The sequence below is a fragment of the Natrinema marinum genome (assembly GCF_024296685.1).
GTDB classification, from domain to species: domain Archaea; phylum Halobacteriota; class Halobacteria; order Halobacteriales; family Natrialbaceae; genus Natrinema; species Natrinema marinum.
Map to the genome: position 1 here is coordinate 3000981 of NZ_CP100763.1, position 25601 is coordinate 3026581.

The following is a 25601-nucleotide window of genomic DNA, read 5'->3' on the forward strand; positions in this document are numbered from 1 at the left end:
TTCGAATGCGGCAAATACTGTATATCCTTCCGGCTTCGGCGAAACAGATCTCGCTCCTCTCCCGTTCGACCGAACATCTTCTAACAAATGACGGCATTCTTCCCTTCGAACTGGCCGGTTCTGACTCAAAGACAATTTAGGACTGAACAGCAAGCTATACCAGTGCGGGACTCGAACCGCCGAGTGATGCCCACGGTAGAATACCTCAACTACGAAGTACTGGACGATCAGGGCTGGGACATAGACGACGACGATCTCTTCGATGAGGCCGCCGACGCCGGCCTCGGCGAGGAGGACTACGGCACGCTCGACGTCGCCGAGGGCGAATACATCCTCGAGGCGGCCGAGGCCCAGGGGTACGACTGGCCGTTCTCGTGTCGCGCGGGCGCCTGTGCGAACTGCGCGGCGATCATCAAGGAGGGCGAAATCCAGATGGACATGCAGCAGATCCTCTCGGACGAGGAGGTCGAGGACAAGAACGTTCGCCTGACCTGCATCGGCTCGGCCGAGACCGACGAGGTCAAAATCGTTTACAACGCCAAGCACCTCGACTACCTCCAGAACCGCGTCATTTAAACAATCGTGGCCGACGGCCACAGACACGTTTTTTCGGCGCAGCGACTTCCGTTCACGCGCACGGCCCCCTTTCGGTGTTCGTCTCGCGGCGCGCCCGCAGTTAGCTGCTGTCGGCGCTGTTCCCGGCGGTCGTCGAGCCGAGCGACGACTCGAGATCCAGCGTCGGAAGCGTCGTCGCGTCACCGAGCTACGGCGACGAGCCGCTCGAGGACACCGATCGGTTCCGGGTCCGGGTCGCGAGCTCGTGGACGACGACGAGGACGACGACGGCGACGGCGATGAGCGCGCCGTCGACGAGCGACGGGAGGAGGCCGAGCGAGACGATGAGCGTCGTCGCACAGGCGGGCGGGTGTCCCGTCTCGGTCGCGAGCATTCCGCCCGACGTGAGGGCGACGGCGAGGACGCCGCTGGCGACGAGCCGGAACTGGGAACCGGCGAGCATCGGCGCGCTCGCCGTCACGACGAGTCCGGGAGCGATCGTGTGGTACGCGACGAGCCCGGCCGCGATGCCGACGAGGTGGCCGCCGATGACCCGTCGCGGGCGAGTCGCCTCGCCGTCCGGACCCGTCGCCAGCAGGAACGCGGAGGGGCCGAGACTCGGGAAGAGCAGCGCTTCACCCGTCAGCCAGGCCAGCGCGCCCGGGACCGCGAGCAAGACGCCAGCGTACAGCGTCGAGACCGCCGCGCCCTCTCTCATGGCCGCGTCCTTGCAGATGCGAACGGATAGATGTTCAGTTTTCGACTCGAGCGCCGGCGGTAACTGACTGTTTCTCGAGTTCGAATTTAAACGGGCTCGAGATGCCTCCCGCCTCGCCCCCCCTCGAGCCGGGCCGAAAACGTAAGGGCACCGCGCTCCGGAGACCCCGTCGTGACGCTCTCCGGTGTCGCGGCGACCGGCCCGGACCTGCTTCGGCTGGTCGCCGTCCCCGTCTTCGCCTGGACCGCCGTCCGCGATATCAAAACGCGGCGCGTCTCGAGCGCCGTCTGGATCCCGCTCTCGGTGCTCGGGGCTGCGCTGCTGGTCTGGGACGGCTGGCTGGCGTGGACCGCGGGCCAATCGGTCTGGACGTACGAGTTCCTGCTTCCGACGGCGATCAGCGTCGGGCTGGTCGTCCCGATCGCCTACCTGTTCTGGTGGGTCGGTGGGTTCGGCGGCGCCGACGCGAAGGCCCTGCTCGTCCTGGCCGTTCTCTTTCCGACGTTTCCCGAGTACGGGCTCGGGCCGTGGTCGGTCCCGCTCGAGACGCCGCCGATCGGCGCGTTCTCGTTTTCGATTCTGACCAACGCCGTGCTCGTGGGAGTCACGCTGCCGGTCGTTCTCGCCGTCCGTAACGCCGTCGCCGGCCGGATCGCGCCGGTGATGTTCGTCGGCTGGCCGATCCCGTGGGACCGAGTTCCGGAGACCCACGGTCGCCTTCTCGAGACCCCGTCGGGGCTCTCTCGGGGCGGTCTCGACCTCGACGCCTTGCGGATGTACCTCCGCTGGCGGGGGCTCACGCTCGCCGACCTGCGCGACGAGCCCGACCGGTACCGCGATCCGGCGACGCTGCCCGCCGAGCCGAACCTGCCGACGGACGGGGCGGTGACCGCCGACGTGGAGGCTCGCGGCGACGGCGGGACGCTCGAGGCGAGCGCCGACGGCCCGGTCGCTGCGGCGGATACTGCCGAGTCGGACGATCCGTGGGGTGCAGAAGCCTTCCTCGAGGACATCGAGGGGACGGCCTACGGCACGAGCCCCGAGACGCTGCGCGACGGGCTCGAGGTGCTCGCGACCGCGGAGACGGTCTGGATCTCGCCGGGCACGCCGTTTCTCGTGCCGATCTTCGCCGGGCTGGTGATCGCGCTGGGCTACGGCGATCTGTTGCTCGGCACGCTGTTCTGACTACAGCGTCCGCTCGTACAGCGGCACCAGAGCCGTCCAGAAGAGCACGAACGCGACGCCGACGCCGATCAGCGCCAGCCACGGGTCGCCCCGGCCGGTCGGGACGCCGTTCAGGAGGAGGACGAAGAGGCCTGCGAACAGCAGGAGACAGACGAGCACGCTACCGAGTTCGAGGATCGCGGCGACGGGGTACTCGCGAACGCGGGCGGCGATACCGGCGAGGGCCATACGCGAGCCTCGATCGGTGACGGTAAAAGCGTCACGGCAATCCACGCGTCGGCTCCGTCGTCAGTCGACGACGTACGACTGGTGGTCGCCGCGGGTCCGCGTGTCGACGAACTGGTGACGTGTCGCCCCCTCGAGATCGCCCGCGAACGACGGGTCCGAGCCGCCGCTTCCGTACACCTCGTTCGCCCCGCGTAAGTCGTGTGCCGCGAGCAGGTCGGCCAGTTCCCGCGGGAGTGACGCGTCGTCCTCGAGGTCGAGGATCAACTGCTGGTCGGTGAAGCTCTTCGCGACGAAGGCGTCGCTGACGGCGTCGTCCTCCCGGAGCCGCGCCGCGAGGTCTCGAAGGGCTGCCTCTCGATCGCTCATATGGCCCGTTTCGGACGCGACGAGGGAAGGGTCTCGCGACGAACATCTTCGCCGGGCCTGCGGTTCCGAGCGGTCAGCGGAGCTGGCCTCGAGCACCGCCGGGGCCGGCCGACGGCGAGGAGAACGGGACCGCGATCGCGTCGCTCGAGTCAGGCTCGCGACTCGATGTCGGCGGCGATGTCGTCGAGTTCGTCGTCCGCGAGGTCCGGTCGCTCGCCTGCGACGGCGTGGATGGGTCCGCCGCCGTCGCCCTCGAATCGGGGGACGATGTGACAGTGGACGTGGGGCACTTCTTGGCCGGCCTCCTCGCCGTTGTTGAACGCGACGGTGGTCGCGTCGGCGTCGACGGCCTCCTCGACGGCGGGGACCATGCGGTGGACGGTGTCGTAGAGATCGGCGGCGACGTCGTCGGGGACGTCGTTCAGCCGCTCGTACTCGTCTTTCGGGATCACCAGCGTGTGGCCCGGTGCCAGCGGGTTGGCGTCGAGGAACGCGACCGTGGTCTCGTCTTCGTACACGATTCGGGCCGGAATCTCTCCCTCGACGATCTGGCTGAAGATCGTACTCATGCTCGAGTGTGCGTCGGCGCTCCGTATGAAGGTTTCCCGACTCGTAGACGGAGCGTCGGTCCCCGTTCCTCGGCCGGCTCTGCTCGGGCGGCGGGCGGCTATCTACCTCCCGCCGCTCGGCTCGCAGAGTCCGTCGAGCGTCTCCCCGATCGCCTCGAGGTACCCCGCTGCTTCGTATCCCAGTCGGCCGATCCAGACGTCCTGATAGGAGGGATGGAGGATCGGCACCAGGTGAACGCCGAGCCGTTCGCACCGCACCGGCTCGAGCACGCTGTCGAGAAAGCCCTCGCATTTTCGACCTTCGGCCGCCAGCACCGTCTTCGTCGCGTGTTTGCCGGTCCCGAGCACCACTGACGGATCGATAGACTCGAGTTCGGTTAGCAGGTGGGACCGACAGTTCGCGCGCTCTTCGGGTGTGGGCTCCCGATTGGTCGTCGGGTCGTCGGGATCGGCCGGGAAGCACTTCACCGCGTTCGTGAAGTAGGTGTCGTCGCCGTAGCCGATGTCGTCGAGCAGGCGCCGGATGCGCCGACCGGAGTGGCGCGAGGTGTAGGCCTTGCCGGTCCAGTTGCCGCCCCGCCAGCGGTCGGCGTCCGGATTTCCGTAGCCGGGGGCCTCGCCGATGACCACGACCGCAGCGTCGGGGTCGCCGGTCCCCCACGAGATACACTCGCGGGCGTCGGCCAGCGCCGGACAGCGGGTGCAGTCGGGCTCGAGGACGTTTCGACGGGTCGGATAGGCGGGCTCGCCGCCGGAAGTCGAGTCGGATTCGGCGTCGCCGTCGGCCGAATCGGATTCTGCGTCGGTGTCGTCGGTGGCGGGCACACTCGAGGGTACGGCCGCGAGGATATATGCGAGTCGGTCCGCGCGAACGTACTCGCTCGCCCAGTGGGTCCGCCGCCGTGGGATCGCGTCGCACTCGAGGGGACAGGTTTACTTTCGCCGGGTGACTAAGAGACTCCCAATGTCATCGATCGGCCCGGAACTCCTCGTGGAATCGCTCCAGTTACTCATCTATACCCTCGTCGCGGGTACGCTGACCGTCGGCGGCGTCCTCGTCGAGCAGGCGAGTCTCCAGCACCTCGGTGCCGGTGAAGCGATGATCGCCCTGTGGCTCGGTGCGCTCGGCGCCGTCATGCTCTATGCGGGCACTTACGGCGTCGGCTATCAGAAGGTCCTCTCGCGGCTCGTCTAGGCGTCGAGTCGCTCCCGGGCGCTCGAGTCGACGCGGACGGACGACCCGCAATATCGATTCCTCTTTACTGCCGGAGGCGATTAGGTCGCGTATGAGCAGGTTCGGCGAGGTCGACGACCAGTACGACCCACACCAACTCGAGCAGCGGGTCTTCGAGTACTGGGACGACGTCGACGCCTACGAGCGAACGGTCGAGCACCGATCGGACGGCGACTCCTTCTTCTTCGTCGACGGCCCGCCGTACACGTCGGGATCGGCGCACATGGGGACGACCTGGAACAAGTCGCTGAAAGACGTCTACATCCGCTTTCTGCGGATGCAGGGGTACGACGTGACGGATCGGCCGGGCTACGACATGCACGGGCTCCCCATCGAGACCCGCGTCGAGGAGCGACTCGGATTCGAGAACAAGAAGGACATCGAGGAGTACGGCGAGGAGAACTTCATTGAGGCCTGCAAGGAGTACGCCGACGAACAGCTCGAGGGGCTGCAGTCGGACTTTCAGGACTTCGGCGTCTGGATGGACTGGGAGAACCCCTACCGGACGGTCAGCCCGGAGTACATGGAGGCTGCGTGGTGGGGCTTTTCGAACGCCGCCGACCGCGGTCTGGTCGAGAAAGGTCACCGCTCGATCTCCCAGTGTCCGCGCTGTGAGACCGCCATCGCGAACAACGAGGTCGAGTACGAGGACGTCGAGGATCCCTCGATCTACGTCAAGTTCGACCTCGCCGAGCGCGACGGCAAACTCGTCATCTGGACGACGACCCCGTGGACGATCCCGGCGAACACCTTCGTCGCCGTCGACGAGGACGGCGACTACGTCGGCGTCCGCGCCGAAAAGGGCGGGGAGGAAGAGCTGCTCTACGTCGCCGAGGCCAAACACGAGGAGGTGCTGAAAGCGGGCCGCTACGACGACTACGAGGTCGTCGAGGAACACGCGGGCGAGGACCTGCTCGGCTGGTCGTACGACCACCCGATGGCCGAAGAGGTCCCCGACCACCCCGACCACGAGGGGGCCTGCGAGGTCTACGCCGCCGACTACGTCGATACCGGCGGTGACGGCACCGGGCTCGTCCACTCCGCGCCGGGCCACGGTGAGGAGGACTTCGAGCGCGGTCGCGAACTCGGCTTCCCGATCTTCTGTCCCGTCGGCGGCGACGGCGTCTACACCGACGAGGCGGGCGCCTACGCGGGCGAGTTCGTCCGCGACGCGAACGAGGACATCATCGCGGACCTCGAGGCCAACGATTCGCTGCTGGCCTCGGAGACGATCTCCCACAGCTACGGGCACTGCTGGCGCTGTGACACGGGTATCATCCAGATCGTCACCGACCAGTGGTTCATCACGATCACGGACGTCAAGGACGAACTGCTCGAGAACATCGAAGACAGCGAGTGGCACCCCGAGTGGGCCCGCGACAACCGCTTCCGGGACTTCGTCGAGGAAGCGCCCGACTGGAACGTCTCCCGCCAGCGCTACTGGGGGATCCCGCTGCCGGTCTGGACCCCTGAAGACCGCGACGACGACGAGGACACGATCGTCGTCGGGACCCGCGAGGAACTCGCCGAGCGCGTCGATCAGGACGTCGACCCCGACGCGGTCGACCTCCACAAGGACACGGTAGACGAGTTGACGATCACCGAAGACGGCACCACCTACACGCGCGTTCCCGACGTCTTCGACGTTTGGCTCGACTCCTCGGTCGCGTCGTGGGGCACCCTCGACTTCCCCGCGGACGACAGCCGATTCGACGAACTCTGGCCCGCAGACCTCATTCTCGAGGCCCACGACCAGACGCGGGGCTGGTTCTGGTCCCAGCTGGGGATGGGCACGGCCGCGATCGGCGAGATCCCCTACGAGGAGGTGCTGATGCACGGCCACGCGCTGATGCCCGACGGCCGCGCGATGAGCAAATCCAAGGACATTCTGGTCGACCCCCACGAGGCGATCGACCGCCACGGTCGGGACGTGATGCGCATGTTCCTGCTGTCGAACAACCCGCAGGGCGACGACATGCGCTTTTCGTGGGACGGGATGCAGACGATGGAGAACCACCTCCGGACGCTCTGGAACGTCTTCCGATTCCCGCTGCCGTACATGCGGTTAGACGACTTCGATCCGCAGGAGACGAGTCTGGACGATGTCGATTCGGACCTCGAGCTGATCGACGAGTGGGTGCTCGCCCGGCTGGAGTCCACGAAAGCCGAGATGACCGACCACTTCGAGGACTACCGGCAGGACCGCGCGATCGACGCCCTGATCGAGTTCGTTGTCGAGGATGTCTCGCGATTCTACGTCCAGGCCGTCCGCGAGCGCATGTGGGAGGACGAGGACAGCGCCTCCAAAACGGCCGCCTACGCGACGATCTACCGCGTGCTCCGCGAGACGGTCGCGCTGCTGGCTCCCTACGCCCCCTTCATCAGCGAGGAGATCTACGACACGCTGACCGGCGATGCGGGCCACCTCACGGTCCACATGGAAGACTGGCCCGCGGTCGACGAGTACTGGGAGGACGAGCAACTCGAGGAGGACGTCTCCCTCCTGCGGGCCATCGAGGAGGCCGGCGCGAACGCCCGCCAGCAGGCCGGCCGCAAGCTGCGCTGGCCGGTCCCGCGCGTGGTCGTCGCCGCGGACGACGACCGCGTCGTCGAGGCCGTCGAGCGCCACACCGGGCTGCTCGAGGATCGCCTCAACGCCCGCGAGATCGAACTCGTCTCGCCGGACGACCGCTGGGGCGAACTCCGGTACAGCGCCGAGGCGGACATGAGCGAACTCGGCCCCGCGTTCGGCGACCGCGCCGGGCAGGTGATGAACGCGTTGAACGAGGCCCGCATCGACGAGCCGAGCCTCGAGGCGCTCGAGGCGGCCGTCGCGGACGCACTCCAAGACGACGAAGCGATCACCGACGAGATGGTCTCGTTCGTGACCCAGACGCCCGACGGCGTCGCTGGCACCGCCTTCGGCACCGACGGCGACGACCGCGGCGTCGCCTACGTCGACGCCTCCCTGACCGACGACATCGAGAGCGAGGGCTACGCCCGCGAGGTCATCCGCCGCGTCCAGGAGATGCGCAAGGACCTCGAGCTCGACGTCGACGAGCGGATCGCGCTCGACCTCGAGATCGACGACGACCGCGTGACCGACCTCGTCGCCGAGCGCGAGGCCCTGATCCGCGAGGAGGTCCGCGCCGACGAACTCGGCGACCTCGAGGACGGTCACCGCAAGGAGTGGGACGTCGACGGCGTGACGATGGAGATCGCGATCGAGCCGCTGGCGGCGGCCGAGGCGTCGGACTAACGACTCCGGTAATCGGAGCCCGAACGTTCCTGCACTCGCCGATTTCAGCGCGACATGACACTCGCGCTGCCATAAACGTCTTGAGCGCTGACTTACCAGAGAGGCGTAGTGACATCTCGAGCCGCCGTCGTCGTGTTCGTCGTCGTGCTCGTCGGGAGCGTCCCGGCCGGCGTCGGCGCGCTCGAGCCGGCTCCCCAGCCAGCCTCGCCGGCACCGGCCGCGTCGCTCGCCGCGGCCGGGATGAGTTCCGGCGCGACGGTGACGACCGGCGGGGGCGAGGACGTGCTCCACCGGACGACGGTTCTCAGCCACCGCCCGGACGACACCGACGCGTTCGGCGTCGAGATGACCTTTCGGGTCCCCGACTCGGTGACGGAACTCGAGATCACGCTCGAGGAGGAGGCGAGCGTCGAGTCGACGCGCGGGTTCGAGCGGACGGGCGAGCGGACCTTCGAGTGGACCGGCGGGACGGCGTCGCCGACGGTGCGGTACGCGATGCCGGCCGATCGGACGGGCGAGGGCGAGCAGCGGGCCTCGGCGTCCGGCGACGGCTACACCTTCGTCGATACGGGCGAGTGGGGCGTCGTGCCTGTCCCCGGCGTGGGGATCACGGTGGGGCGGACCGAGCCCGTCGGTTTCGAGGAGACGGTGACCGTCGACGGACCGGGCGCGACCGGCGGCGACATCGCCTTCTTCGGCCCGGTGACGACCTACGAGCGCGACGCGAACGGGGAGACGTTCCGGCTGGTCGTCCCCGAGGCCGCCGACCTCGAAGAGTCGCCCGATGCGATCCTCTCGGCGCTGACCGCGGCGAGCGGCCGGCTCGAGGTCGGGATGCGAAGCGACGAGGTGTTCGTCGTCGCAGTGCCGAACACGGTCGACTGGGGGCCGCGGGGCATCCAGTACGGCCGGTCGGACGCGTGGGTGGTCGACGACGCCGGCCTCGACGAACCGAACCCGGTCTGGCTCCACGAGTACGTCCACGTCCGCCAGCGCTTCTCCACCGCGGAGGACGACCTCGCGCCCGACGCCGCGTGGCTCGTCGAGGGGCAGGCCGACTACTACGCGGGCCTGCTCGCCCTCGAGGGCGGTCTCACCGACTTTTCGGACTTTCGTGACCTCCTCGAGCGCGGCGAGCGTTCGCTGTACGCCGACGGGGTGCTCGCTCGGCCGTCGACGTGGGAGGACGACCGCACCGATTACGCGAAGGGGGCGCTCGTCGCCGGCGAACTCGACCGCCGATTGCGGCTCGCGACCGACGGTGATCGCACGCTCGAGGATGTCTTCCGAACGCTGAACGCACGCGAGGGGACGATAACCGAGGCCGACTTCCTGGACGCGCTCGAGGACGCCGGCGGCAACGCGGTTCGAGCCGCCGCCGAGAAATACACGCAAACCGATGCGACGCCGTCGATGTGGAGCCGACGCGACCATGAGGTCGCCTTCGACCAGCCGGTCGCCGTCTTCGAATACGGGATCGACAGCGGTCCGCTCGAGGTGGCGGGCCAGGAGTGGCAGCGCTGGTCGGCAGCAGCGAGCGGGGGCGAGAGCGAAGCTCCCGACGTGATCGCGGTTCCGGCCGGCGAATCCGTCTCGATCCCGGTCGCGGCCGCAAACGTCGGCGAGCGCGACGGGACTTACGACGCGATGTTGCAGGTCGACGGACGGGTCGTCGATCACCGGCGGGGAACGCTCGCGGCCGGCGAACGGACGAGTCACCGGCTCACGTGGACGCCGGCTAAGCCGGGTACGTACGACGTTCGCGTCGGTTCCGAGCGACTGACCGCCGTCGTCCGCGCGCCCTCGAGCGTGACCGTCTCCGAACTGCGGGTCACGTCCGGAGCCGCCAGTCCCGGTGAGTCGGTGACGATGACCGCAACGGTCGAAGCCGCGGACGAGCGACCGGGCGCGGCGGTCCTCGCGTTCCGGACCGTCGAGGGAACCGTCGCGGAGCGGCCGGTGGCGGTTCGGCCGGGCGAGACGACGACGGTCGAGGCCGAACTCCGATTCGACGACCGCGGCCGGTACGAGGTCGTCGTCGGCGAGGCGACGACGACGGTCAGCGTCGGTGGTCCGGCTGCGACGGTCGAAGAAGTGTCCGGATTCGGTGTGCCCTCGGCGCTCGCGGCCGTCGCGACGGCACTGGCGGGCGCGCTGCTCGCCCGGCGTCGCTGACGGCCGTACTCGCGGAGCGATCGGCCGAACGGAACCGAGAACGCGGCGACGTGTCGGTTACTCGAGGTCGACCCGGAACGTACACTCGTCGGCGCCGTCGTCGACGCAGGCCGTCTCCGTGACCGTCGCGTCGGCACCGTAGGCGGCGGCGAACCCCTCGAGGATGCCGTGAGCAAGTCCACAGTACTGCTGGTCCCGGTGGGTGTCGTACGTGACGACCGTCCCGTCTGACTCGCGGGAACAGGAGATGGCCGGGAGCGACGCCTCCTTCGTCGCGTCGTCGACGTCGTCGTAGACGTCCTCGAGCGACGCGAGCAGTTCCGCGAACTCCCAGTCCCGGCGCAAGTGGGCGCTGAACGTCGAGAGCAGTTCGGGGGCGAGCGTCCGCCCGAAATCGCGCTCGATAGCGTCCCTGTCCTGGGTCGCCATCGACGAGAGGCGTTCGAGGACGGTGTCGATCTCCGCGTCGTCGTAGTGGGTGACGGGGAGGTATAGCTTCGGCTCGAGGTCGGTCTGCTCGACGATCGTGTCCCAGGTGTCGTCGTCGGTTCGCTCGACGACGTACTCCTTGAGGGACTTGTGGACGATTCCGTGCATGTGGCTCCCTTCTATCCGTTCTCGCGGCACTCTCGCGGTCGCCTCCATCGTGCCACGCGCTAACAGCTAGGTCAGTGTCTGGGGACTACTTAATCGTTTGCTTACAAGTGTCGTGCGAGAAGCGGGGCGATCGAGACGGTGTCGACGCCGCGCTCGATAGTGTCGGTGCCGTAGATCGCCTCGACGCCGGCCCGAGAGAGCTTCGTGACGGCGTTTCGGGCCAGCAGTGGGTGGACGCAGGTGACGAAGACGCGGCCGACGCTCCGGTCGCGGAGGACGGCGACGGCCTCGCTCATCGTCGAGCCGGTCGCGATGATGTCGTCGACGACGACCACGTCGCGGCCGGCCACGTCGACGTCGCTCGGGGTGATTTCGACCTCGGTGCCGGAGTGGCGAGTCTTCTCGAAGTAGTCGGTCTCGCCCGCGCCGTAGGCGTCGTGGACGGTCTCGGCGAGCTCGGTCGCGCCGGCGTCGGGCGCGAGGAAAACCGGCTCCGCGAGCTCGTCGGGTAGCGGTTCGGCCAGCCGGCTCGCCGCGTCGACCGCGGTCGCCGTCGGCTCGAAGAACTCACAGACGCCCTCCTCGTGGGGGTTGACGGTCAGGACGCGGTCCGTCCCGGTCGAAATCGCACGGGCAACCGCCCGCGCGGAGATGGGATGCCCTGGCTCGAAGGCCGCGTCCTGCCGGCCGTAGCCCATGTACGGCAAAACGGTGATGACCTCCTCGACGCCGGCTTCGCGGACCGCGTCCTGCAACTGGAGCACCTCGAGGTGGGCGTCGCTCGAGACGGTCGAGGCGACGATCACCGCCCGATCGGGCTCGGCGTCGGCGACGCCGGGGGCGGCCGCGAGCAGTTCGCCGTCGGGAAAGCGGTCGTACTCGACGGCGGCGAGTGGTTCCTCGAGTTCGCGTGCGAGCGCCGCGGCGAGGGCCTGCGACGCGGATCCGCTGACGATCATAGTCGGTGGGACAGGCCGGGGGGTAAACCCGTTTTCGTTCTGCCGGCGATTCGCCCCGGATTTCGGGATCAGTCGGCGCCGTCGTCCGCGCTCGGTGCCGCGGCCGCGGGGATCGCCAGCCCGGCCACGTCGGTGACGCCCAGGGTTCGCGTCCGCCAACCGCCCTCGCTCGCCGACAGGAAGGTCCCGTCGGCGGTGACTGCGTAGACCGCGTCGCCGTAGCCGACACCGACGATCCCGCCGCTGGGCTGGCTCACCCCCTCGAGCGCCCGCCACTCCCCGTCGGCAGCGTACTCGTAGACTGCGTCGTCCGAGACGGCGTGGGCGCGCTCGAGGCGGCCCCGTTCCGAGCGCGGGTCCGCCGCGACGGTCCGGAAGTCGCCCTCGAGAACCTCCATCCAGCCGTTGCCGAGCTTGTAGAGCCCGTCTGCGGTGGCAGCGAGCGGGACGCCGGCGGCCGAGACATCGCGCACGTCCGTCAGTCCGGCGTGATCGAGCCCGTCGTCGTGGACGCGGTAGACGCCATCGTCGGTTCCCAGCAGATCGCCGTCGATGGCTCGCACCGGCGTGCCGAGATCGTCGGTGAGGGTCGTCCACGCGTCGGTTCCGGCCGGGCGACGGGCGACGCGGCCGTCCCGACCGGCCGCGAGCAGGTCGCCGCCGTCGTAGCCGACGGCGACCGCCGGGCCGAACCCCGTTTCGGCGAACGATTCGTCGCCGGCGGCGACCGGCCCGTCGCCCGCTCCGCCGTCGTCGGTCTGGGTGTCCTCGAGCGCGAACTCCCGAACGTCCTCGTCGGTCGCGACGGCGACGCTGCTGGGCGTCGCCGCGACGCCGCGCGCGGTACAGCGCTCGCAAAGGCCGAACTCGCCGACGGTGTCGCCGGCGACCCGGACGCGGACGACGCCGATCGCGCTCGCGACGTAGACGGTGATCGCCCCCTCGCGGTCGCCGAAGACGCGCTTTTCCTCGATCGTGTCCATACGTGACCGTCGGGTGGGCGGGCCGAAAACGTTCCGTCACGGGGCCTGCGCGACGGTCGTTTTGCGGAATCCCTTTGAGGAGGCCGGTTAGACTAACGCGTAATGCAAGTGTTCGGATCGAGCGGGACCCGGGGCGTCGCCAACGAGGAGCTGACGCCCGCGTTCGTCCTGCGCGTCGCGAAAGCGGCGGGAACGGCCTGGGACGACGGTCACGGTGGGGCCCGAGTCGCCATCGCTCGAGACACGCGCCACACCGGGCGGATGCTGGCCGACGCGGCCGCGAGCGGGCTGGCGAGTACGGGGACCGATGTCGACCGCCTCGGCGTCCTCCCCACGCCGGGGGCACAGGCCTACGCCGAACGGGAAGGGGTGCCGGTCATGGTCATCACCGCCTCGCACAACCCGCCGCCGTACAACGGCGTCAAACTCGTCGGCCACGACGGCGTCGAGCTCTCGATCGCCGATCTCGAGGCGATCGAGGAGACGCTGCTAACCGAATCGTTCGCCGTCGCTCCCTGGGACGAGACGGGCCGCGTCCGCGAGATCGACGGCGCGGGGCGGGAGTACGTCGACGAACTGCTCGCGGCCGCCGACCGGGAGGCGATCGCCGACGCCGAGCTCACCGTCGCGCTCGATCCGGGTCACGGCGCGGGCTCGCTGACCAGCCCCGAGTTCTTCCGCGAACTCGGCTGTCGCGTCGTCACCGTCAACGCCCAGCCTGACGGCCACTTCCCCGGTCGCGATCCAGAACCCATCCCGAGTAACCTCGCCGATCTGGGCCGGCTCGTCCGCGCGACCGACGCCGACGTGGGGATCGCCCACGACGGCGACGCCGACCGCGCCATCTTCTTCGACCAGAACGGGGAGTACGTCGAGGGCGACGCCACCCTCGCCGCGCTCGCCGCCGCCGAACTCGAGCCCGGCGACACCACCGTCTCCGCTGTCAACGTCTCTCAGCGCCTCGTCGACGTCGTGAACGAGGTCGACGCCGAACTCGAGCTCACCCCGATCGGCTCGACCAACATCATCACCCGCATCGAGGAACTCGAGGACAACGGCGAACGCGTGCCGATCGCCGGCGAGGGCAACGGCGGGATCTTCTTCCCGAACTACCGGCTCTCCCGTGACGGCGCGTTCACCGCGGCGCGCTTCCTCGAGTTAGTCGCCCAGCGGCCGGTCAGCGAGATCGTCGCGCCCTACGACGGCTACGTCAACGTCCGGCGCAACGTCGAGTACGAGTCGACGGCCGAACGCGACGCGATGCTCGACGCGGCGGCCAACCAGGCGCAGGCGGCCGACGCCGAACTGAACACTCGCGACGGCTACCGGCTCGACTACGGCGACGCCTGGGTGCTCGCCCGCCCTTCCGGAACCGAGCCGCTCGTCCGGATCTACGCCGAAGCCCGCGATGGCGACCGCGCCGCGCGACTCGCCGACGACATGTACGAGGCGCTGGCGGCGGCGAAAGCCGACGTCTGAATCGTCTCAGCTGCTACTCTCGTATCGTTTCCGTTTCGCGTCCGCTATCGGAGAGCGTCCGCCACTCGTCTCTCAGGCGGTCCGATAGTGCCGAACCGTTCCGGGGGGTTAGATCGGATCGTCGACTTCGAGCGCCGCCTCGAGTCGCTCGCGCTCCGTCCGTAACTCCTCGAGTTCGGCGTCGACGCGGCCGTCGGCCAGCCGCTCTCGCTCCTCGGGGGTGAGCTGCGCGACGGCCTGCGCCGCGGTCTGGAGCCGATCGTAGTCGGCGTCGGTCGCCAGCAGGCGAACCGCGCGCAGCGCCGCGACGACTTCCTCGTCGGCGACCCGTGCGACGAACGGCCGGTACTCTCGCACCCGATGGCGCAGTTCCCCGGCCGGCCCCGGCGGCCAGTCGATCGTCAGCGGCTCGGCGTCGATCCCGTCGAGGAACGTCTGCTGGGTCGCCACGTTGCGCTTGAGTTCGTCGGCGCTGTCGACGTAATGAGAGAGCTTCGACCGGGAGTAGTCGGCGTACTCGAGCAATTCGGGAATCGAATACTCCCCCGCTGGATTCTCCCGCACGTACCTCGCCAGATCGTCGGGCGGGCGCTCGTAGCCTACGAAGGGGTACCACTGACTGCGCTCGAGCAGGTCGAACACCTCCCGCGCGCTGGCCGCGAGCCGGTACTCGTCGAACGCCTCACGAACGGCTTCGTTGTAGGTCTGGATCGGATCGCGAAGTCGCTCGACCGGCGCGTCCAGATCGGCGTTCGCGAGTTCGAGCAGCCGTTCGCGCTCGACGATCGCATCGTCGAGGTCACGCCGGCGCTTGTTCGCGGTCTTGCGCGCCTCGGCGAGGGCCTCGCGTGCGGTCTCGCGTTCGTCGAGCATGTCGGCGTACTCCGCTGCGGGCTCGAGCGCATCGTGAGCGCGCTCGAAGTCCGATTCGCTGAGCCGGCGCTTGTCGATCGCGTCGAGGGCGTCTTCGAACGCCTCGCGCTCGGGGAGGTCGTCGTCGAGGTCCGAGACGAGCGTATCGAATTTTCCCTCGAGTTCGATGTAGGCCTGAAAGTTCTCCTTCCCGGTCCCGGTCGCGCGGTCGACGTAGTCTTCGAGCAGTTTGGTCGCGTTCCGATAGGCCGTCGCAACTTCCGTGACGGTCGCCTCGCCGCGGTCGTCGATCCGCGTCTCGACCGCTTCGAGCCGGTCGCGGGCGGCCTCGAGGGCCTCGAGCGGCGTCGCCTCGCCGTCGCTTCCGACCCCGGCGCTCGAGCCGGCGTCGGTGGGAGGGGCGCGCTCGCTCATCTCACTCGTAGACGGCGTCGGGGTCGAACACTTGTTCGCCGACGTGTTCGCCCTCTACCGTCCGGTAGAAACAGGATCGGTGGCCGGTGTGGCACGCCCCGCCCGCCTGGTCGACCAGATACAGGAGGGTGTCGGCGTCGCAGTCGACGCGGACCTCCTCGACGGACTGGACGTGGCCGCTCGTCGCCCCCTTCTCCCAGAGTTCGTCCCGGCTCCGCGAGTAGTAGTGTGCGCGTCCGGTCTCCCGAGTTCGCTCGAGGGCTTGCGGCGAGACGTACGCGAGCATCAGCACCTCGCCGGTGTCGGCGTCCTGTGCCACGGCGGGGACGAGTCCGTCCTCGCCGAAGTCGACCGAAACGTCGTCGTCCATACGCGAGACGTTGATCGGCCGAGCGATAGGTCTTTTGCCGCGGGCGAGCCGCCGAGAATCGTCTCGAGGGGCATCGGACTGAAAAAGCGAGTGGTGCGCTACCGGCCGTTCCAACTCCAGCGGGCGAGAGCGACCAGTGCGATCGCCGCCGCCACGAAGCCGATCGCCACGACGACCGTCCCAGTCGCGCTCGTCGACGCCGCGATCAGCCCCGACATCAGCATGAGTCCGACGACCAGTAGCAGGAGGCCGAACATCGAGACGATCGCCAGTCCGATCCCCTCGCGGATCCCCCACCTCGTCGCCGCGGCGTCCTCGAGGGCGCTCTTCGTCGGGTACTGTTCTGGACCGCGGTAGGGGGTTGCCATCTCTCTCGCCTCTGCTGGTACGTACGTTAGCATTCAGCATAAACCGCGCTCACGGCGGACCGGACTGTCCGGATCTCGGGCGGTTGGCGGCCGGCGGGTCCTTTCCTCTCTACGACCGCCCACAACGAGATCACGGCGGCTAATCGTTTCTCGGACTGAGACGAAACAGAGGGGCAGTATCGGTCGAGCGCTTAGCTCTGGCCGTTCAGCGTGATGTCGTTGATACCGATGATCCGCTCGTCGGCCTCGAGTTCCTCTTTGGCCTCGGTGGGCACCTCGCTGTCGACGTTGTAGACGGTCAGGGCCTCGCCGCCGATGGTCTCGCGGGCGTTGAACATGCCGGCGATGTTGACGTCGTAGTCACCCATGACGGAGCCGATGAGGCCGATGACGCCGGGTTCGTCCGTGTTGCGCGCGATGACCATCCGGCCGTGGGGGATGGCGTCGACGCGGTAGCCGTCGATACGGACGATGCGCGGGTCGTCGCCGGCGAAGAGGGTGCCGTCGACCGAGACCTCGTCGTCGTCGTTGCTGACGGTCACCGAGATCAGGCTCTGGAAGTCCTCGGCCTGACGGGTCTTGGACTCGGTGACGTCGACGCCGCGATCCTCGGCGATCTGTGGCGCGTTGACGGCGTTGACCTGCCACTCGAGCGGTTCGAAGATGCCCTTGAGCGCGCTCGCGGTGACGAACTCGACGTCCTCGCCGGCGATGTCGCCCTCGTAGACGACCTCGACGTCCTCGATGCGGCCCTCGAGGAGTTGGGCGGCGACCTTGCCGGCGGTCTCGGCGATCTCGATGTAGGGCTCGACGCGGGGGAACGCGCTCTCGTCGATCGACGGGGCGTTGAGAGCGTTGGCGACCGGCTCGCCGATCAGCGCGGCGTTGACTTGCTCCGCGGTGGAGGTCGCGACGTTCTCCTGGGCGGCCTCCGTCGAGGCCCCGAGGTGTGGCGTGACGATGATGTCGTCGTGCTCGAGCAGCGGCGAGTCGGGCGAGAGCGGTTCCTCGGCGAAGACGTCCAGCGCCGCGCCGGCTACGGTGCCGTCTTCGACTTTCGCCGCGAGGGCGTCCTCGTCGACGACGCCGCCGCGGGCGCAGTTGATCAGGTAGCCGTTCCCGAGCAGGTCGAGTTCGTCCTCGCTGATGAGCCCCTCCGTCTCCGGCGTGAGCGGGGTGTGGACGGTCAGGAAGTCCGCTCGCTCGAGGCTCGCCTCGAGATCGACGAGTTCCGCGCCGATGCGGTCGGCGCGCTCCTCGCTGATGTAGGGGTCGTAGGCGACGATATCCATGCCCAGCGAGTCGAGTTTCTTGGCGACCTCCTGGCCGACGCGGCCGAGGCCGACGACGCCGAGGGTCTTGCTGTCGAGTTCGGCCCCGAGATAGTCGCTTTTGGCCCACTCGCCGTTCTTGAGGCGGATGTGGGCCTGCGGGATCGAGCGAGCGGCCGCGAACGTCATCGCGACGGTGTGCTCGGCGGCCGCGCGGACGTTGCCCTCGGGGGCGTTGGCGACGATGACGCCGTGGTCCGTCGCGGCGTCGATGTCGATGTTGTCGACGCCGATACCGGCTCGGCCGACGATGGCCAGTTCCTCGGCGGCGTCGAAGACCTCCTCGGTGACTTCCGTCCCGGAGCGAACGATCAGTCCGTTGGCGTCCGCGACCGCCTCGAGGAGCGCGTCGCCCTCGAGTTCGTAGCCCGTCTCGACCTCGTGGCCGGCGTCTCTGAGTACGTCCAGACCCGCGTCTGCGATCGGATCCGTGACGAGAACCTTCATGCGCGGGACAACCGCGCGGAGAACGTAAACCCTTCCGTTGTGGTCGGGGCAGGCAAAAAATACCGCTTTCGGGACGGCGTTCCTGCACGCTGAAAATCCACGGCACGAACTATGCCTATAGGCGATGTCTCCTCGAGTATGTACGACCGGATTCTGCTGCCGACCGACGCGGAGAAAGGGACGGAACTGGCGACCGAACATGCCATCGCTGCTGCCGAGCGGACCGGCGCGGAGCTACACCTGCTGTACGTCGTCGACAGCGATGTCTACGCCTCCTACAGCGGCGACGAGTACGTCCACGAGTTCGAAGGACTCGAGGCCGCCCTCGAACAGGTCGGCGAGGACGCCCTCGAGTCGGCGGCCGAAGCGGCCAGGGAGGCGGGGCTCGAGCCGACGACGGTCGTTCGACACGGCTCGCCCCACGAGGAAATCCTCGCGTACGCCGACGAGGCGGACGTGGATCTGCTCGTGATGGGGTCGAAGGAACGGTCCGGCGAGTACCGTCAACTGCTGGGGAGCGTCACCGACCGCGTCGCGCGGCTGGCCTCGCGGCCGGTGACGATCGTCAAAACGCCGGTAGAAGAAGACGACGCGGACTGACTCCAGACCGTCGGCTCACCGCTCAGCCGCCAGTAGCCTCGGAACGGCTGCGACGCCGGCTCCGATCGCAGTGAACACCACCGCGGTGCCGCCGATCGCCGCGAACAGGGATGGCTCGATCGCGACGGCGATCGTCTCGGTCTCACGGTCTCCGGTTGGCGTCCAGCGACCGATCGTCGCGAGGCCGGCCGTGAGGACGACGTAGCTCAGCAACAGCGAGCCGAGCGCGAGGCCCGCTTCCCGCCTCGTCTCGAGGCGGACGCTGCGCACGAGGAGGTAGCCGGCAATCAATAGAACGACGGCCGGGACGAGAGCGGTAACGTTGGTCGTCAGACCGCGAATGACTCCGTACGCTCCTTGTATCGCCTCCTCGCCGCGCTCGATCGGCGCGCCGTGGCTTCCGAGCGCGATCAGTCCCGTGATGACCACGCGGCTCGGTCGGTCCTCCATACCGCTGAACAACCCCCCGGCGAACATCGCTCCGACCAGTTGGTACGTCACTGCGACGACGGTGACGAAGGCACCGATACCCGAGACGGCCCCGGCTTTCCACGGCGGAACGGCCAACCGCCGCTGCCGTGGATACCGTGTGTCGGTCGGTTCTTCCTCGCATTCGTCGTCGGCATCGTCCTCGTCGCTCTCTCGTTCGTCCTCGAGACGTGGTCCTTTGTCGTACTCGAACCGTCGATCTGACGACATGTATCGGGCAACGAAAGCGGGTCGATAATACGTTTCGGTCGGTCCCGGACCGAAAACAGCGGCCCGCAGCGCCAGTCCGAAACCTGAACTGGTTTATCCGGGGACCGACAACCGGGGCACAATGACAGTCGTCGCTTTCGACTTCGACGGGACGCTTTCGGACTCCGAGATGACCGTGCTGCTCGGTAGCCGCCGCGACGTTGCCGAGGACATGGCCGACATCACCGAGCGCGCGATGAACGACGAGATCGGCTACGCCGAGAGTCTGCGCAAACGCGCGGCCCTCCTCGAGGGGCTCCCGGAGTCCGAGGCCGAGGCCGCCTTCGACGAGGTCGTCCTTCGGGAGGGGGCCGCCGACCTCATCGAGGAACTGAACGCGGCCGGTGTCACGACCGCCATCCTCACGGGCGGCTTCGAACGCGGCGTCGCGGCTGCCTTAGAGCGCGAGGGCGTCGCCGTCGACCATATCGTCTCGAATCGGCTCCCGATGCGGGGCGGCGAACTCACCGGCGCGGTCGAGGGACCGCTGATCGAGGGGACCAAAGACGACGCGCTCGAGGACCTCGCCGACGACGTGGGCGTCGATCTCGCGGACACCGTCGCGGTCGGCGACGGAGCCAACGACCTGCCGATGCTCGAGGTCGCCGGACTGGCGGTCGGCTTCGAACCCAAGCCAGCGGTCGAACCCCACTGTGATGTCGTCGTCTCGTCGATGGCCGAGGCCCGTGAGGTGCTGCTCGAGGAGTCCGTCCTCACCGAGCCCTGATCGACTCGAGTAACAGCGTCTTAGCGCCCGTAATCGCGTATTAGTTCCCTCTCGCGACCTCGGTTACCGTTGGTACGCTCGCTGTACGCCTCTTCGATCTCTCTAGTCCGAGCGGGTGATTGTCGGGACCAACGAGCTATTTCCAGACCAATGAGGTTATTAACTCGAGGACGAGTAAGTAGTTAGTATGATGTGGCAAGACCTCGTATTCACGCTCGGAAGCGGCCTCTCGATCGCGTTTCTCGCGCCGACGCTTCGCGACGCCAGCGCGCGGGTCCCGCTGGGCACGAGCCTGCCCTCGATGGGGATCGGGTTCGTCTACGCGACGACGTTCTTCACGCTCGGCATGACGTTCTCCGCCGTCGGCGCATTCGCCGCCGGGACGATGTGGTCGTTGATCGCCCTGTTTCGCTCGCCACGGGGCGTCTCGATGAAGTTACTCGCTCGCGAAAACCTCGTGCTGTTCGTCGCCGACCTCGAGTACTGGATCGATCGCCGGCGCTCCGACCGTCCGTATGCAGACCACTACGTCTCGTTCGAGCACGGCCACGAACAGCAGTACTGAAGCCCACCCGTATCCGTCCGAAGTCGACCAGTATCTCGTTTTTCAGTTTGCTTGTGCTTCGACTGTCAGCACTGCCGATCGTGGGAGCGGCTGCAGCCGCCGTCACAGCGAGAAAAATACGTCGTCCCGCAGGCTATTCCACGAACGGGACAACCGGTTGGCTCAGCCGTTACTGAACCTTCGCCATCACGGTCTCGAGTGCGTCTCGAGGCTGCGTGAGCAGGCCGCCGACGGCACCGAGGACTGCCGGAACGATGATTCCGGCGAAAAGGATCGCGTCGGTGGTCGACGGACCGAACGTGACGTTAGAACTGACCGAGTCTCCCGCATCGTTGAGGTAGTCTCCGGCTGTGAGTCCGAGTACATCGGACTGTTCGGAACCGATGAGATCCACGACGGTCGGCACCTCTGAGTACGTTTGCGTCATTACGAACGCAGCGAGCACAGCGAACACGACGTATGGGAGGGCGACAGTAGCACCGGCCTTGACCGCATCGACGGCGTCGTCAGCGTCGGTGTATTTGGCGACTGCGTAGCCGGCGGCGACGACGCCGCCGACCGTCACGAGGAACAGAAATAGCGTCGATAGCGTGAACGACCCGCCCATGAACGCGGCGGCGTGATTCGGAGCGTCGCTGAGCGTTGCAGTTTCGCCATCCGCCTGAAATCCCGTTCCGAACACGCTGAGATAACTCCAACCTGCAGCCTTCCACGAGGCGACCATTTCTGTGACAACGACTGAGTCCCCTACCTGCCTGGCGGTCGGGCTGGAGCGGGCCGTCGTAATCATCGTCAGAAACAGGTGCGTGAGATACGTGGCGACCACTGCGATGGCCCCGAATACTGCCCCCTGTTTGATCGGCAGTTCCGTTCCGTCGTCCCGCGGAATCCGCTGTTGTTCTATCGATTCGTCCTCCTCTTCGTATTCCAGTTGCTTCCCGTCTGACATCACCAATACATCAGACAGTGGAATATTATAATTTACGGCACTGTTCTATCACACACCGATTAAATTCCTCACTCTGAGCGCACTGAGTGGGCGTTCTCGACCCAACTATAACTATAAGAAATTCGTTTCGACAACCGATCACTCAGAAAAGAGGCTCGTGTGGACCGGGGCGAACTCTCCCGTCTCCTCCGTTCCCTCCGTGGCGGTGTCGGTGATCGCACGACCGGCGAGCCCCTCCGCGAGCAGTTCGGAGAGCGGCGGGCCGACCTTCTCGGGTTCGACGAGGAAGGCGTCGTGGCCGTGGTCGGATTCGACGACGTGGTGGGCGACGTCGACGCCCGCCTCGCGGCAGGCCTCGGCCAGTGCTTCGGACTGTTCGACGGTGAAGTGCCAGTCGCCGGTAAACGAGAGCAAGAGGAGTTCACCCTCGAAGGCAGCCATCGCGTCGGCGTCGGACTCGTAGCCCGCCGAGAGGTCGAAATCGTCCATCGCGCGGGTCATGTAGAGGTAGCTGTTGGCGTCGAACCGATCGGTGAACTTGTCGGCTTGATAGTCGAGGTAGGACTCGACCTCCCGGTAGGGGAAGAAGGCGGCCGCGGGGTCCGGCGGCTCCTCGCGGACGGCCTCCCGACCCGCGGACCGGCGGCCGAACTTGCGCCCCATCGAGGCCTTCGAGAGGTACATGATGTGGCCGATCTGGCGCGCTCGAGCCAGCCCCGCTTCGGGTTCTTCGCCGCCGTAGTAGTGGCCGCCGTTCCAGTTCGGATCGCTCGTGATCGCCCGTCGGGCGACGGTATCGAGCGCGAGACACTGCGCATCGAGTCGGGCGGCGGTGGCGACCGCTCCCGCCCGCTCCACGTCGTCGGGGTAGCGGCGCAACCAATCGAGGACGTTCATCCCGCCGACGCTGCCGCCGACGACGGCGTGGACTCGTCCGACGCCGAGTTCGTCCAGCAGTTTGCGCTGGGCGCGGGTCCAGTCGCCGACGGTGACCGGCGGGAAGTCGGTGCCGTAGGGCTCGCCCGTCTCGGGGTTCTCGCTGGCGGGGCCGGTCGTCCCGTAGCACGAACCAGGCGCGTTCGCGCAGACGACGAAGTACTCGCTCGTGTCGATCGCCTTCCCGGGGCCGACCACGTCGCCCCACCAGGCCCGGGCCTGGCCCGCCGTCTCGCCGCCCGCGTCCGGCCGGCGGGCGACGTGGGCGCTGCCGGTCAGCGCGTGACAGACGAGCACCGCGTTGTCACCGGTAAAGTCGCCGTAGGTCTCGTAGGCCACCTCGAGGCTCGGAATCGACTCCCCGGATTCGAACTGGAACTCGCCGAGGTTGACCGTCTCCTTCGTCGTCACGACTGATCACCCTCCCCTCGACAGGCCCGCGTCGCCACCTCGATCGCCCCCTCGAGATCCGCCAGGATGTCTTCGGGGTCCTCGATCCCGACCGACATCCGGGTCAGGTCGGCGGTGACGCCCGCTTCCTCGCGCTCTTCGGGCGTGAGCTGACCGTGGGTCGTGCTCGCCGGATGAATGACGAGCGTCTTCGCGTCGCCGATGTTCGCGAGGAACTGGGCGACCTCGACGTTCTCGCAGAAGGCTTTGCCCGCTTCGAACCCTTCCTCGAGCCCGAACGCGACCATGCCGCCGTAGTCCTCGAGGTACCGGTTCGCGTTGTCGTGGGTCGGATGATCCTCGAGTCCCGGATGCGTGACCCACGCCACGTCCTCGTGGTCGTCGAGGAACTCCGCGACGATCTGGGCGTTCTCGCAGTGTTTCTCGACGCGCAGGGGCAGCGACTCGAGGCCCTGCAAGGTCTGCCAGGCGTCGAACGGCGACTGCTGGTTCCCCAGACTCCGGAGCGAGCGGAATCTGGCCGTCGCGGCGAAGGGCGCCTCGGGGAAGTCCCGCGAGAAGTCCACGTCGTGGTAGGCGTGGTTCTGGCCCTCGATCTCGTCGTAGCCGTGCTCGCCCCAGGGGAACGAGCCGCCGTCGACGAGGACGCCGCCGACGGTCGTCCCCGAGCCGTGGAGCCACTTGGTCGTCGACTCCCAGACGACGTCGGCCCCGTGCTCGAGCGGGCGACACAGCGCCGGCGTCGCAAAGGTGTTGTCCACGACAAGCGGGATGCCGTTGTCGTGGGCGATCTCGGCGACGCGCTCGAAATCGGGCGTCACGAGCGACGGATTGCCGATCGTCTCGACGTGGACGAAGGCGGTGTCCTCGTCGATCGCCGCCTCGTAGGCGTCGTACTCGAGCGTGGGGACGAACCGCGGTTCGATGTCCCGCCGGGTCGCGGTCTTCGAGAAGTAGGCCGTCGTGCCGCCGTAGGTGTCGGTCGAGCAGACGACGTTGTCGCCGGCCTCGGCGAGGATCAGCGTCGCCGAATCGAGTGCGGCCATACCGCTGCCGGTCGCGACCGCGCCGGCCCCGCCCTCGAGGGAAGCGAGTCGGTCCTCGAGCGTCGTCACGGTGGGGTTGGCGATGCGAGAGTAGATGTAGCCGTCGTCCTCGAGAGCGTAGCGGGCGGCGGCCGTGTCGGCATCCTCGAAGACGTAGGAGGTCGTCTGGTAGATCGGCGGTGCCATCGCGCCGGTCGCCGGATCGGGGGACTGGCCGGCGTGGACGCTGCGCGTCCCGAAGCCGCGCTCGCCACGCTCACCACCAGCGTCGGTCCCGTCGCTCGCGTCGTCGCTCATGTTTAGTATGCATACTCCCCCACGTTCATATGCGTCTCAGTAACGGCAAATACGGCAGGCTAGAGAACGTCACGCATGAATTAGCCGTTCAGCCGTCCCATGCCGCTGACCGCTTCGCTTGCAGGCTCAACTCCTATTGGCAGACGGCGCGCCCGTCTTCGTGTGCAGACAGTTTTCCACCTCATCGCCGACGATCCGGCCCAGCAACAGACCGCGCTCGCGATCGCCGAGAACCTCACACAGGATGACTCCGTCGAGATCGACGACATCGCGATCGTCGCCCAAGCCGATGGCATCGAACCGCTGACGGCCGGCGGGGACGGCAGCGACACGGTCGAGTCACTGCTCGAGACGGGCATCGACGTCAAGGCCTGCAGCAACACGCTCGATTTGAAAGACCTCGCAGAGTCGGATCTCGTCGAGGGCGTCGAGACCGTTCCCTCCGGCGGCGGCGAACTCACGCGGCTGCAAAACGAGGGGTACGCCTACATCCGTCCGTAGCCGCGGGCGCGAACACCTAGTGCTCGAGCGATTCGAGCATCGTCCGAACTGCCCCGGACTCGCTCTCGAGGCCCGCGACCTGCGGGTAGACCGCGACGCAGACCACGAAGTCCTCGCCGTGGGCGACGGGCTCGCTGAGCTGCAAGTAGACGTCGAGGGAGGTCCCGGCTGAAGTCAGCCGAGCGCGCCCCTCGTATCGGGCGAGCGTCGTGTCGCTTCCGAGAATCGAGATCGATTCCTCGTCGACGGGCCGGACGTTCTCGAGTCGGTCGTACCGGTTCTGGATCAGCGCGACGAGCTCGTCCGTCGAGTACTCGCCGACCGGATTGAACGTCTTCCCGAGAAACGAGATCTGCGGCGTGGTCAGGACGGCGACGACCGCCCCCTGCACGCGTCGCAGGCCCAGCGCGTCGAGCGAAATCGCACGGTCGTACTCGGCGTACCAGTTTTCGACCTCGATCGTGCGTTCGATCCCGAAGCGGCCGACGGTCCGTTCGATAGTGACCGTCTCCACGGTGTGTTCGTCGTAGCCGGTTTCGTCTAACGACGCCTGCGAGACGGTCGCTTGCGTCGACGAGAGCGTGTCGCTGAGAAAGCCGGTACAGCCGGCGGTGAGCACTGCTCCAGCGGTCGCTCCCGTCGCGAGGAGACGCCGACGTGAGACTGTCATCGAGAACTACTGGTCGGTCGCGGACGAAAACGCATCGGTTTCCCCCGGCCG

At 67.7% G+C, this 25601-nt stretch carries 27 protein-coding genes; 10 read left to right on the plus strand and 17 right to left on the minus strand.

The genetic code is table 11. The features are described from left to right. The first annotated feature begins 186 nt into the window (after positions 1-186). Positions 187-576, plus strand: a complete 390-nt coding sequence (gene fer / locus NKH51_RS14960; protein WP_254762474.1) for a ferredoxin Fer — start codon at positions 187-189, stop codon at positions 574-576. A 187-nt stretch (positions 577-763) separates the two neighbouring features. Here the strand turns inward: fer and NKH51_RS14965 are convergent, their stop codons facing one another. Then, positions 764-1273, minus strand: a complete 510-nt coding sequence (locus NKH51_RS14965; RefSeq protein WP_254762475.1) for an HPP family protein — start codon at positions 1271-1273, stop codon at positions 764-766. Between the two features lie 171 nt (positions 1274-1444). Here NKH51_RS14965 and NKH51_RS14970 point away from each other — a divergent pair, with 171 nt between their 5' ends. Then, entirely contained in the window at positions 1445-2458 is a 1014-nt protein-coding gene (locus NKH51_RS14970; protein ID WP_254762476.1) for an A24 family peptidase, read from the plus strand. Here the strand turns inward: NKH51_RS14970 and NKH51_RS14975 are convergent, their stop codons facing one another. From NKH51_RS14975 to NKH51_RS14990, 4 genes are all read right to left on the minus strand, one after another. Next, positions 2459-2686 (minus strand): hypothetical protein, encoded by a 228-nt coding sequence (locus tag NKH51_RS14975; RefSeq protein ID WP_254762477.1) that lies wholly within the window; start codon positions 2684-2686, stop codon positions 2459-2461. A gap of 60 nt (positions 2687-2746) precedes the next feature. Continuing rightward, entirely contained in the window at positions 2747-3052 is a 306-nt protein-coding gene (locus NKH51_RS14980) for a hypothetical protein (protein WP_254762478.1), read from the minus strand. A gap of 149 nt (positions 3053-3201) precedes the next feature. Then, a complete protein-coding gene (locus tag NKH51_RS14985) occupies positions 3202-3621 on the minus strand; it encodes an HIT family protein (protein ID WP_254762479.1) in 420 nt (139 codons plus the stop codon). Positions 3622-3723: 102 nt separating this feature from the next. Beyond that, positions 3724-4446 carry a uracil-DNA glycosylase gene (locus tag NKH51_RS14990; protein ID WP_254762480.1) on the minus strand — a complete coding sequence of 241 codons (723 nt, stop codon included), beginning with the start codon at positions 4444-4446 and terminating at the stop codon, positions 3724-3726. A gap of 139 nt (positions 4447-4585) precedes the next feature. Between NKH51_RS14990 and NKH51_RS14995 the strand changes: the two genes are divergently transcribed. From NKH51_RS14995 to NKH51_RS15005, 3 genes are all read left to right on the plus strand, one after another. Further along, entirely contained in the window at positions 4586-4816 is a 231-nt protein-coding gene (locus NKH51_RS14995) for a DUF8151 family protein (RefSeq protein WP_254762481.1), read from the plus strand. Between the two features lie 91 nt (positions 4817-4907). Beyond that, the gene (gene ileS / locus NKH51_RS15000) at positions 4908-8114 is read left to right on the plus strand and encodes an isoleucine--tRNA ligase (RefSeq protein WP_254762482.1); all 3207 of its coding nucleotides are present in this window, start codon (positions 4908-4910) and stop codon (positions 8112-8114) included. Positions 8115-8222: 108 nt separating this feature from the next. After that, positions 8223-10289 (plus strand): hypothetical protein, encoded by a 2067-nt coding sequence (locus tag NKH51_RS15005; protein ID WP_254762483.1) that lies wholly within the window; start codon positions 8223-8225, stop codon positions 10287-10289. Between the two features lie 57 nt (positions 10290-10346). Here NKH51_RS15005 and NKH51_RS15010 read toward each other — a convergent pair whose 3' ends face one another. The 3 genes from NKH51_RS15010 to NKH51_RS15020 all read right to left on the minus strand — a co-directional run bounded on the left by NKH51_RS15010 (position 10347) and on the right by NKH51_RS15020 (position 12828). Beyond that, positions 10347-10886 (minus strand): heme NO-binding domain-containing protein, encoded by a 540-nt coding sequence (locus NKH51_RS15010; protein ID WP_254762484.1) that lies wholly within the window; start codon positions 10884-10886, stop codon positions 10347-10349. A 101-nt stretch (positions 10887-10987) separates the two neighbouring features. Continuing rightward, complete coding sequence (locus tag NKH51_RS15015) at positions 10988-11845, minus strand: ribose-phosphate diphosphokinase (protein ID WP_254762485.1); 858 nt, start codon at positions 11843-11845, stop codon at positions 10988-10990. A gap of 68 nt (positions 11846-11913) precedes the next feature. Further along, positions 11914-12828, minus strand: coding sequence for an HVO_0234 family beta-propeller protein (locus NKH51_RS15020; RefSeq protein WP_254762486.1), 915 nt, complete (start codon positions 12826-12828; stop codon positions 11914-11916). Positions 12829-12930: 102 nt separating this feature from the next. Here NKH51_RS15020 and glmM point away from each other — a divergent pair, with 102 nt between their 5' ends. Beyond that, complete coding sequence (glmM, locus tag NKH51_RS15025; RefSeq protein WP_254762487.1) at positions 12931-14307, plus strand: phosphoglucosamine mutase; 1377 nt, start codon at positions 12931-12933, stop codon at positions 14305-14307. A gap of 108 nt (positions 14308-14415) precedes the next feature. Here glmM and NKH51_RS15030 read toward each other — a convergent pair whose 3' ends face one another. From NKH51_RS15030 to serA, 4 genes are all read right to left on the minus strand, one after another. After that, the gene (locus NKH51_RS15030) at positions 14416-15594 is read right to left on the minus strand and encodes a DUF7118 family protein (RefSeq protein WP_254762488.1); all 1179 of its coding nucleotides are present in this window, start codon (positions 15592-15594) and stop codon (positions 14416-14418) included. 1 nt (position 15595) lies between these two features. Further along, positions 15596-15964: a phosphoribosyl-AMP cyclohydrolase gene (gene hisI, locus NKH51_RS15035; protein ID WP_254762489.1), complete on the minus strand. Its 369-nt coding sequence runs from the start codon at positions 15962-15964 to the stop codon at positions 15596-15598. 98 nt (positions 15965-16062) lie between these two features. Continuing rightward, the gene (locus NKH51_RS15040; protein WP_254762490.1) at positions 16063-16332 is read right to left on the minus strand and encodes a hypothetical protein; all 270 of its coding nucleotides are present in this window, start codon (positions 16330-16332) and stop codon (positions 16063-16065) included. A 191-nt stretch (positions 16333-16523) separates the two neighbouring features. Next, a complete protein-coding gene (gene serA, locus NKH51_RS15045) occupies positions 16524-18110 on the minus strand; it encodes a phosphoglycerate dehydrogenase (RefSeq protein ID WP_254762491.1) in 1587 nt (528 codons plus the stop codon). A 138-nt stretch (positions 18111-18248) separates the two neighbouring features. On the opposite strand from serA, the gene NKH51_RS15050 reads away from it, so the two are divergent. Then, on the plus strand, positions 18249-18710 hold the full coding sequence (locus tag NKH51_RS15050; protein WP_254762492.1) for a universal stress protein: 462 nt from the start codon (positions 18249-18251) through the stop codon (positions 18708-18710). 15 nt (positions 18711-18725) lie between these two features. Here the strand turns inward: NKH51_RS15050 and NKH51_RS15055 are convergent, their stop codons facing one another. Then, positions 18726-19409, minus strand: coding sequence for a DUF7978 family protein (locus NKH51_RS15055; RefSeq protein ID WP_254762493.1), 684 nt, complete (start codon positions 19407-19409; stop codon positions 18726-18728). A 121-nt stretch (positions 19410-19530) separates the two neighbouring features. On the opposite strand from NKH51_RS15055, the gene serB reads away from it, so the two are divergent. Together serB and NKH51_RS15065 are read left to right on the plus strand one after the other, a co-directional pair. Continuing rightward, complete coding sequence (gene serB / locus NKH51_RS15060; protein ID WP_254762494.1) at positions 19531-20175, plus strand: phosphoserine phosphatase SerB; 645 nt, start codon at positions 19531-19533, stop codon at positions 20173-20175. A gap of 187 nt (positions 20176-20362) precedes the next feature. After that, entirely contained in the window at positions 20363-20740 is a 378-nt protein-coding gene (locus NKH51_RS15065; RefSeq protein ID WP_254762495.1) for a hypothetical protein, read from the plus strand. Between the two features lie 169 nt (positions 20741-20909). Here NKH51_RS15065 and NKH51_RS15070 read toward each other — a convergent pair whose 3' ends face one another. The 3 genes from NKH51_RS15070 to NKH51_RS15080 form a co-directional block, all read right to left on the minus strand. Next, positions 20910-21689: a DUF7978 family protein gene (locus NKH51_RS15070; RefSeq protein ID WP_254762496.1), complete on the minus strand. Its 780-nt coding sequence runs from the start codon at positions 21687-21689 to the stop codon at positions 20910-20912. 138 nt (positions 21690-21827) lie between these two features. Next, entirely contained in the window at positions 21828-23036 is a 1209-nt protein-coding gene (gene metX / locus NKH51_RS15075; RefSeq protein WP_254762497.1) for a homoserine O-acetyltransferase MetX, read from the minus strand. After that, on the minus strand, positions 23033-24379 hold the full coding sequence (locus NKH51_RS15080) for an O-acetylhomoserine aminocarboxypropyltransferase/cysteine synthase family protein (protein ID WP_254762498.1): 1347 nt from the start codon (positions 24377-24379) through the stop codon (positions 23033-23035). The genes metX and NKH51_RS15080 overlap by 4 nt, the downstream gene beginning before the upstream one ends. Before the next feature lie 162 nt (positions 24380-24541). Between NKH51_RS15080 and NKH51_RS15085 the strand changes: the two genes are divergently transcribed. Then, a complete protein-coding gene (locus NKH51_RS15085; RefSeq protein ID WP_254762499.1) occupies positions 24542-24880 on the plus strand; it encodes a DsrE family protein in 339 nt (112 codons plus the stop codon). Between the two features lie 16 nt (positions 24881-24896). Here the strand turns inward: NKH51_RS15085 and NKH51_RS15090 are convergent, their stop codons facing one another. After that, the gene (locus NKH51_RS15090; protein WP_254762500.1) at positions 24897-25550 is read right to left on the minus strand and encodes a DUF6517 family protein; all 654 of its coding nucleotides are present in this window, start codon (positions 25548-25550) and stop codon (positions 24897-24899) included. Positions 25551-25601 lie beyond the last annotated feature (51 nt).

Coding starts and splice junctions, on each gene's coding strand:
- fer (WP_254762474.1), top strand. CDS start 187: ATGCCCACGGTAGAATACCTCAACTACGAAGTACTGGACGATCAGGGC.
- NKH51_RS14965 (WP_254762475.1), bottom strand. CDS start 1,273: ATGAGAGAGGGCGCGGCGGTCTCGACGCTGTACGCTGGCGTCTTGCTC.
- NKH51_RS14975 (WP_254762477.1), bottom strand. CDS start 2,686: ATGGCCCTCGCCGGTATCGCCGCCCGCGTTCGCGAGTACCCCGTCGCC.
- NKH51_RS14980 (WP_254762478.1), bottom strand. CDS start 3,052: ATGAGCGATCGAGAGGCAGCCCTTCGAGACCTCGCGGCGCGGCTCCGG.
- NKH51_RS14985 (WP_254762479.1), bottom strand. CDS start 3,621: ATGAGTACGATCTTCAGCCAGATCGTCGAGGGAGAGATTCCGGCCCGA.
- NKH51_RS14995 (WP_254762481.1), top strand. CDS start 4,586: ATGTCATCGATCGGCCCGGAACTCCTCGTGGAATCGCTCCAGTTACTC.
- ileS (WP_254762482.1), top strand. CDS start 4,908: ATGAGCAGGTTCGGCGAGGTCGACGACCAGTACGACCCACACCAACTC.
- NKH51_RS15010 (WP_254762484.1), bottom strand. CDS start 10,886: ATGCACGGAATCGTCCACAAGTCCCTCAAGGAGTACGTCGTCGAGCGA.
- NKH51_RS15015 (WP_254762485.1), bottom strand. CDS start 11,845: ATGATCGTCAGCGGATCCGCGTCGCAGGCCCTCGCCGCGGCGCTCGCA.
- NKH51_RS15020 (WP_254762486.1), bottom strand. CDS start 12,828: ATGGACACGATCGAGGAAAAGCGCGTCTTCGGCGACCGCGAGGGGGCG.
- glmM (WP_254762487.1), top strand. CDS start 12,931: ATGCAAGTGTTCGGATCGAGCGGGACCCGGGGCGTCGCCAACGAGGAG.
- NKH51_RS15030 (WP_254762488.1), bottom strand. CDS start 15,594: ATGAGCGAGCGCGCCCCTCCCACCGACGCCGGCTCGAGCGCCGGGGTC.
- hisI (WP_254762489.1), bottom strand. CDS start 15,964: ATGGACGACGACGTTTCGGTCGACTTCGGCGAGGACGGACTCGTCCCC.
- NKH51_RS15040 (WP_254762490.1), bottom strand. CDS start 16,332: ATGGCAACCCCCTACCGCGGTCCAGAACAGTACCCGACGAAGAGCGCC.
- serA (WP_254762491.1), bottom strand. CDS start 18,110: ATGAAGGTTCTCGTCACGGATCCGATCGCAGACGCGGGTCTGGACGTA.
- NKH51_RS15050 (WP_254762492.1), top strand. CDS start 18,249: ATGTACGACCGGATTCTGCTGCCGACCGACGCGGAGAAAGGGACGGAA.
- NKH51_RS15055 (WP_254762493.1), bottom strand. CDS start 19,409: ATGTCGTCAGATCGACGGTTCGAGTACGACAAAGGACCACGTCTCGAG.
- serB (WP_254762494.1), top strand. CDS start 19,531: ATGACAGTCGTCGCTTTCGACTTCGACGGGACGCTTTCGGACTCCGAG.
- NKH51_RS15065 (WP_254762495.1), top strand. CDS start 20,363: ATGATGTGGCAAGACCTCGTATTCACGCTCGGAAGCGGCCTCTCGATC.
- NKH51_RS15070 (WP_254762496.1), bottom strand. CDS start 21,689: ATGTCAGACGGGAAGCAACTGGAATACGAAGAGGAGGACGAATCGATA.
- NKH51_RS15080 (WP_254762498.1), bottom strand. CDS start 24,379: ATGAGCGACGACGCGAGCGACGGGACCGACGCTGGTGGTGAGCGTGGC.
- NKH51_RS15090 (WP_254762500.1), bottom strand. CDS start 25,550: ATGACAGTCTCACGTCGGCGTCTCCTCGCGACGGGAGCGACCGCTGGA.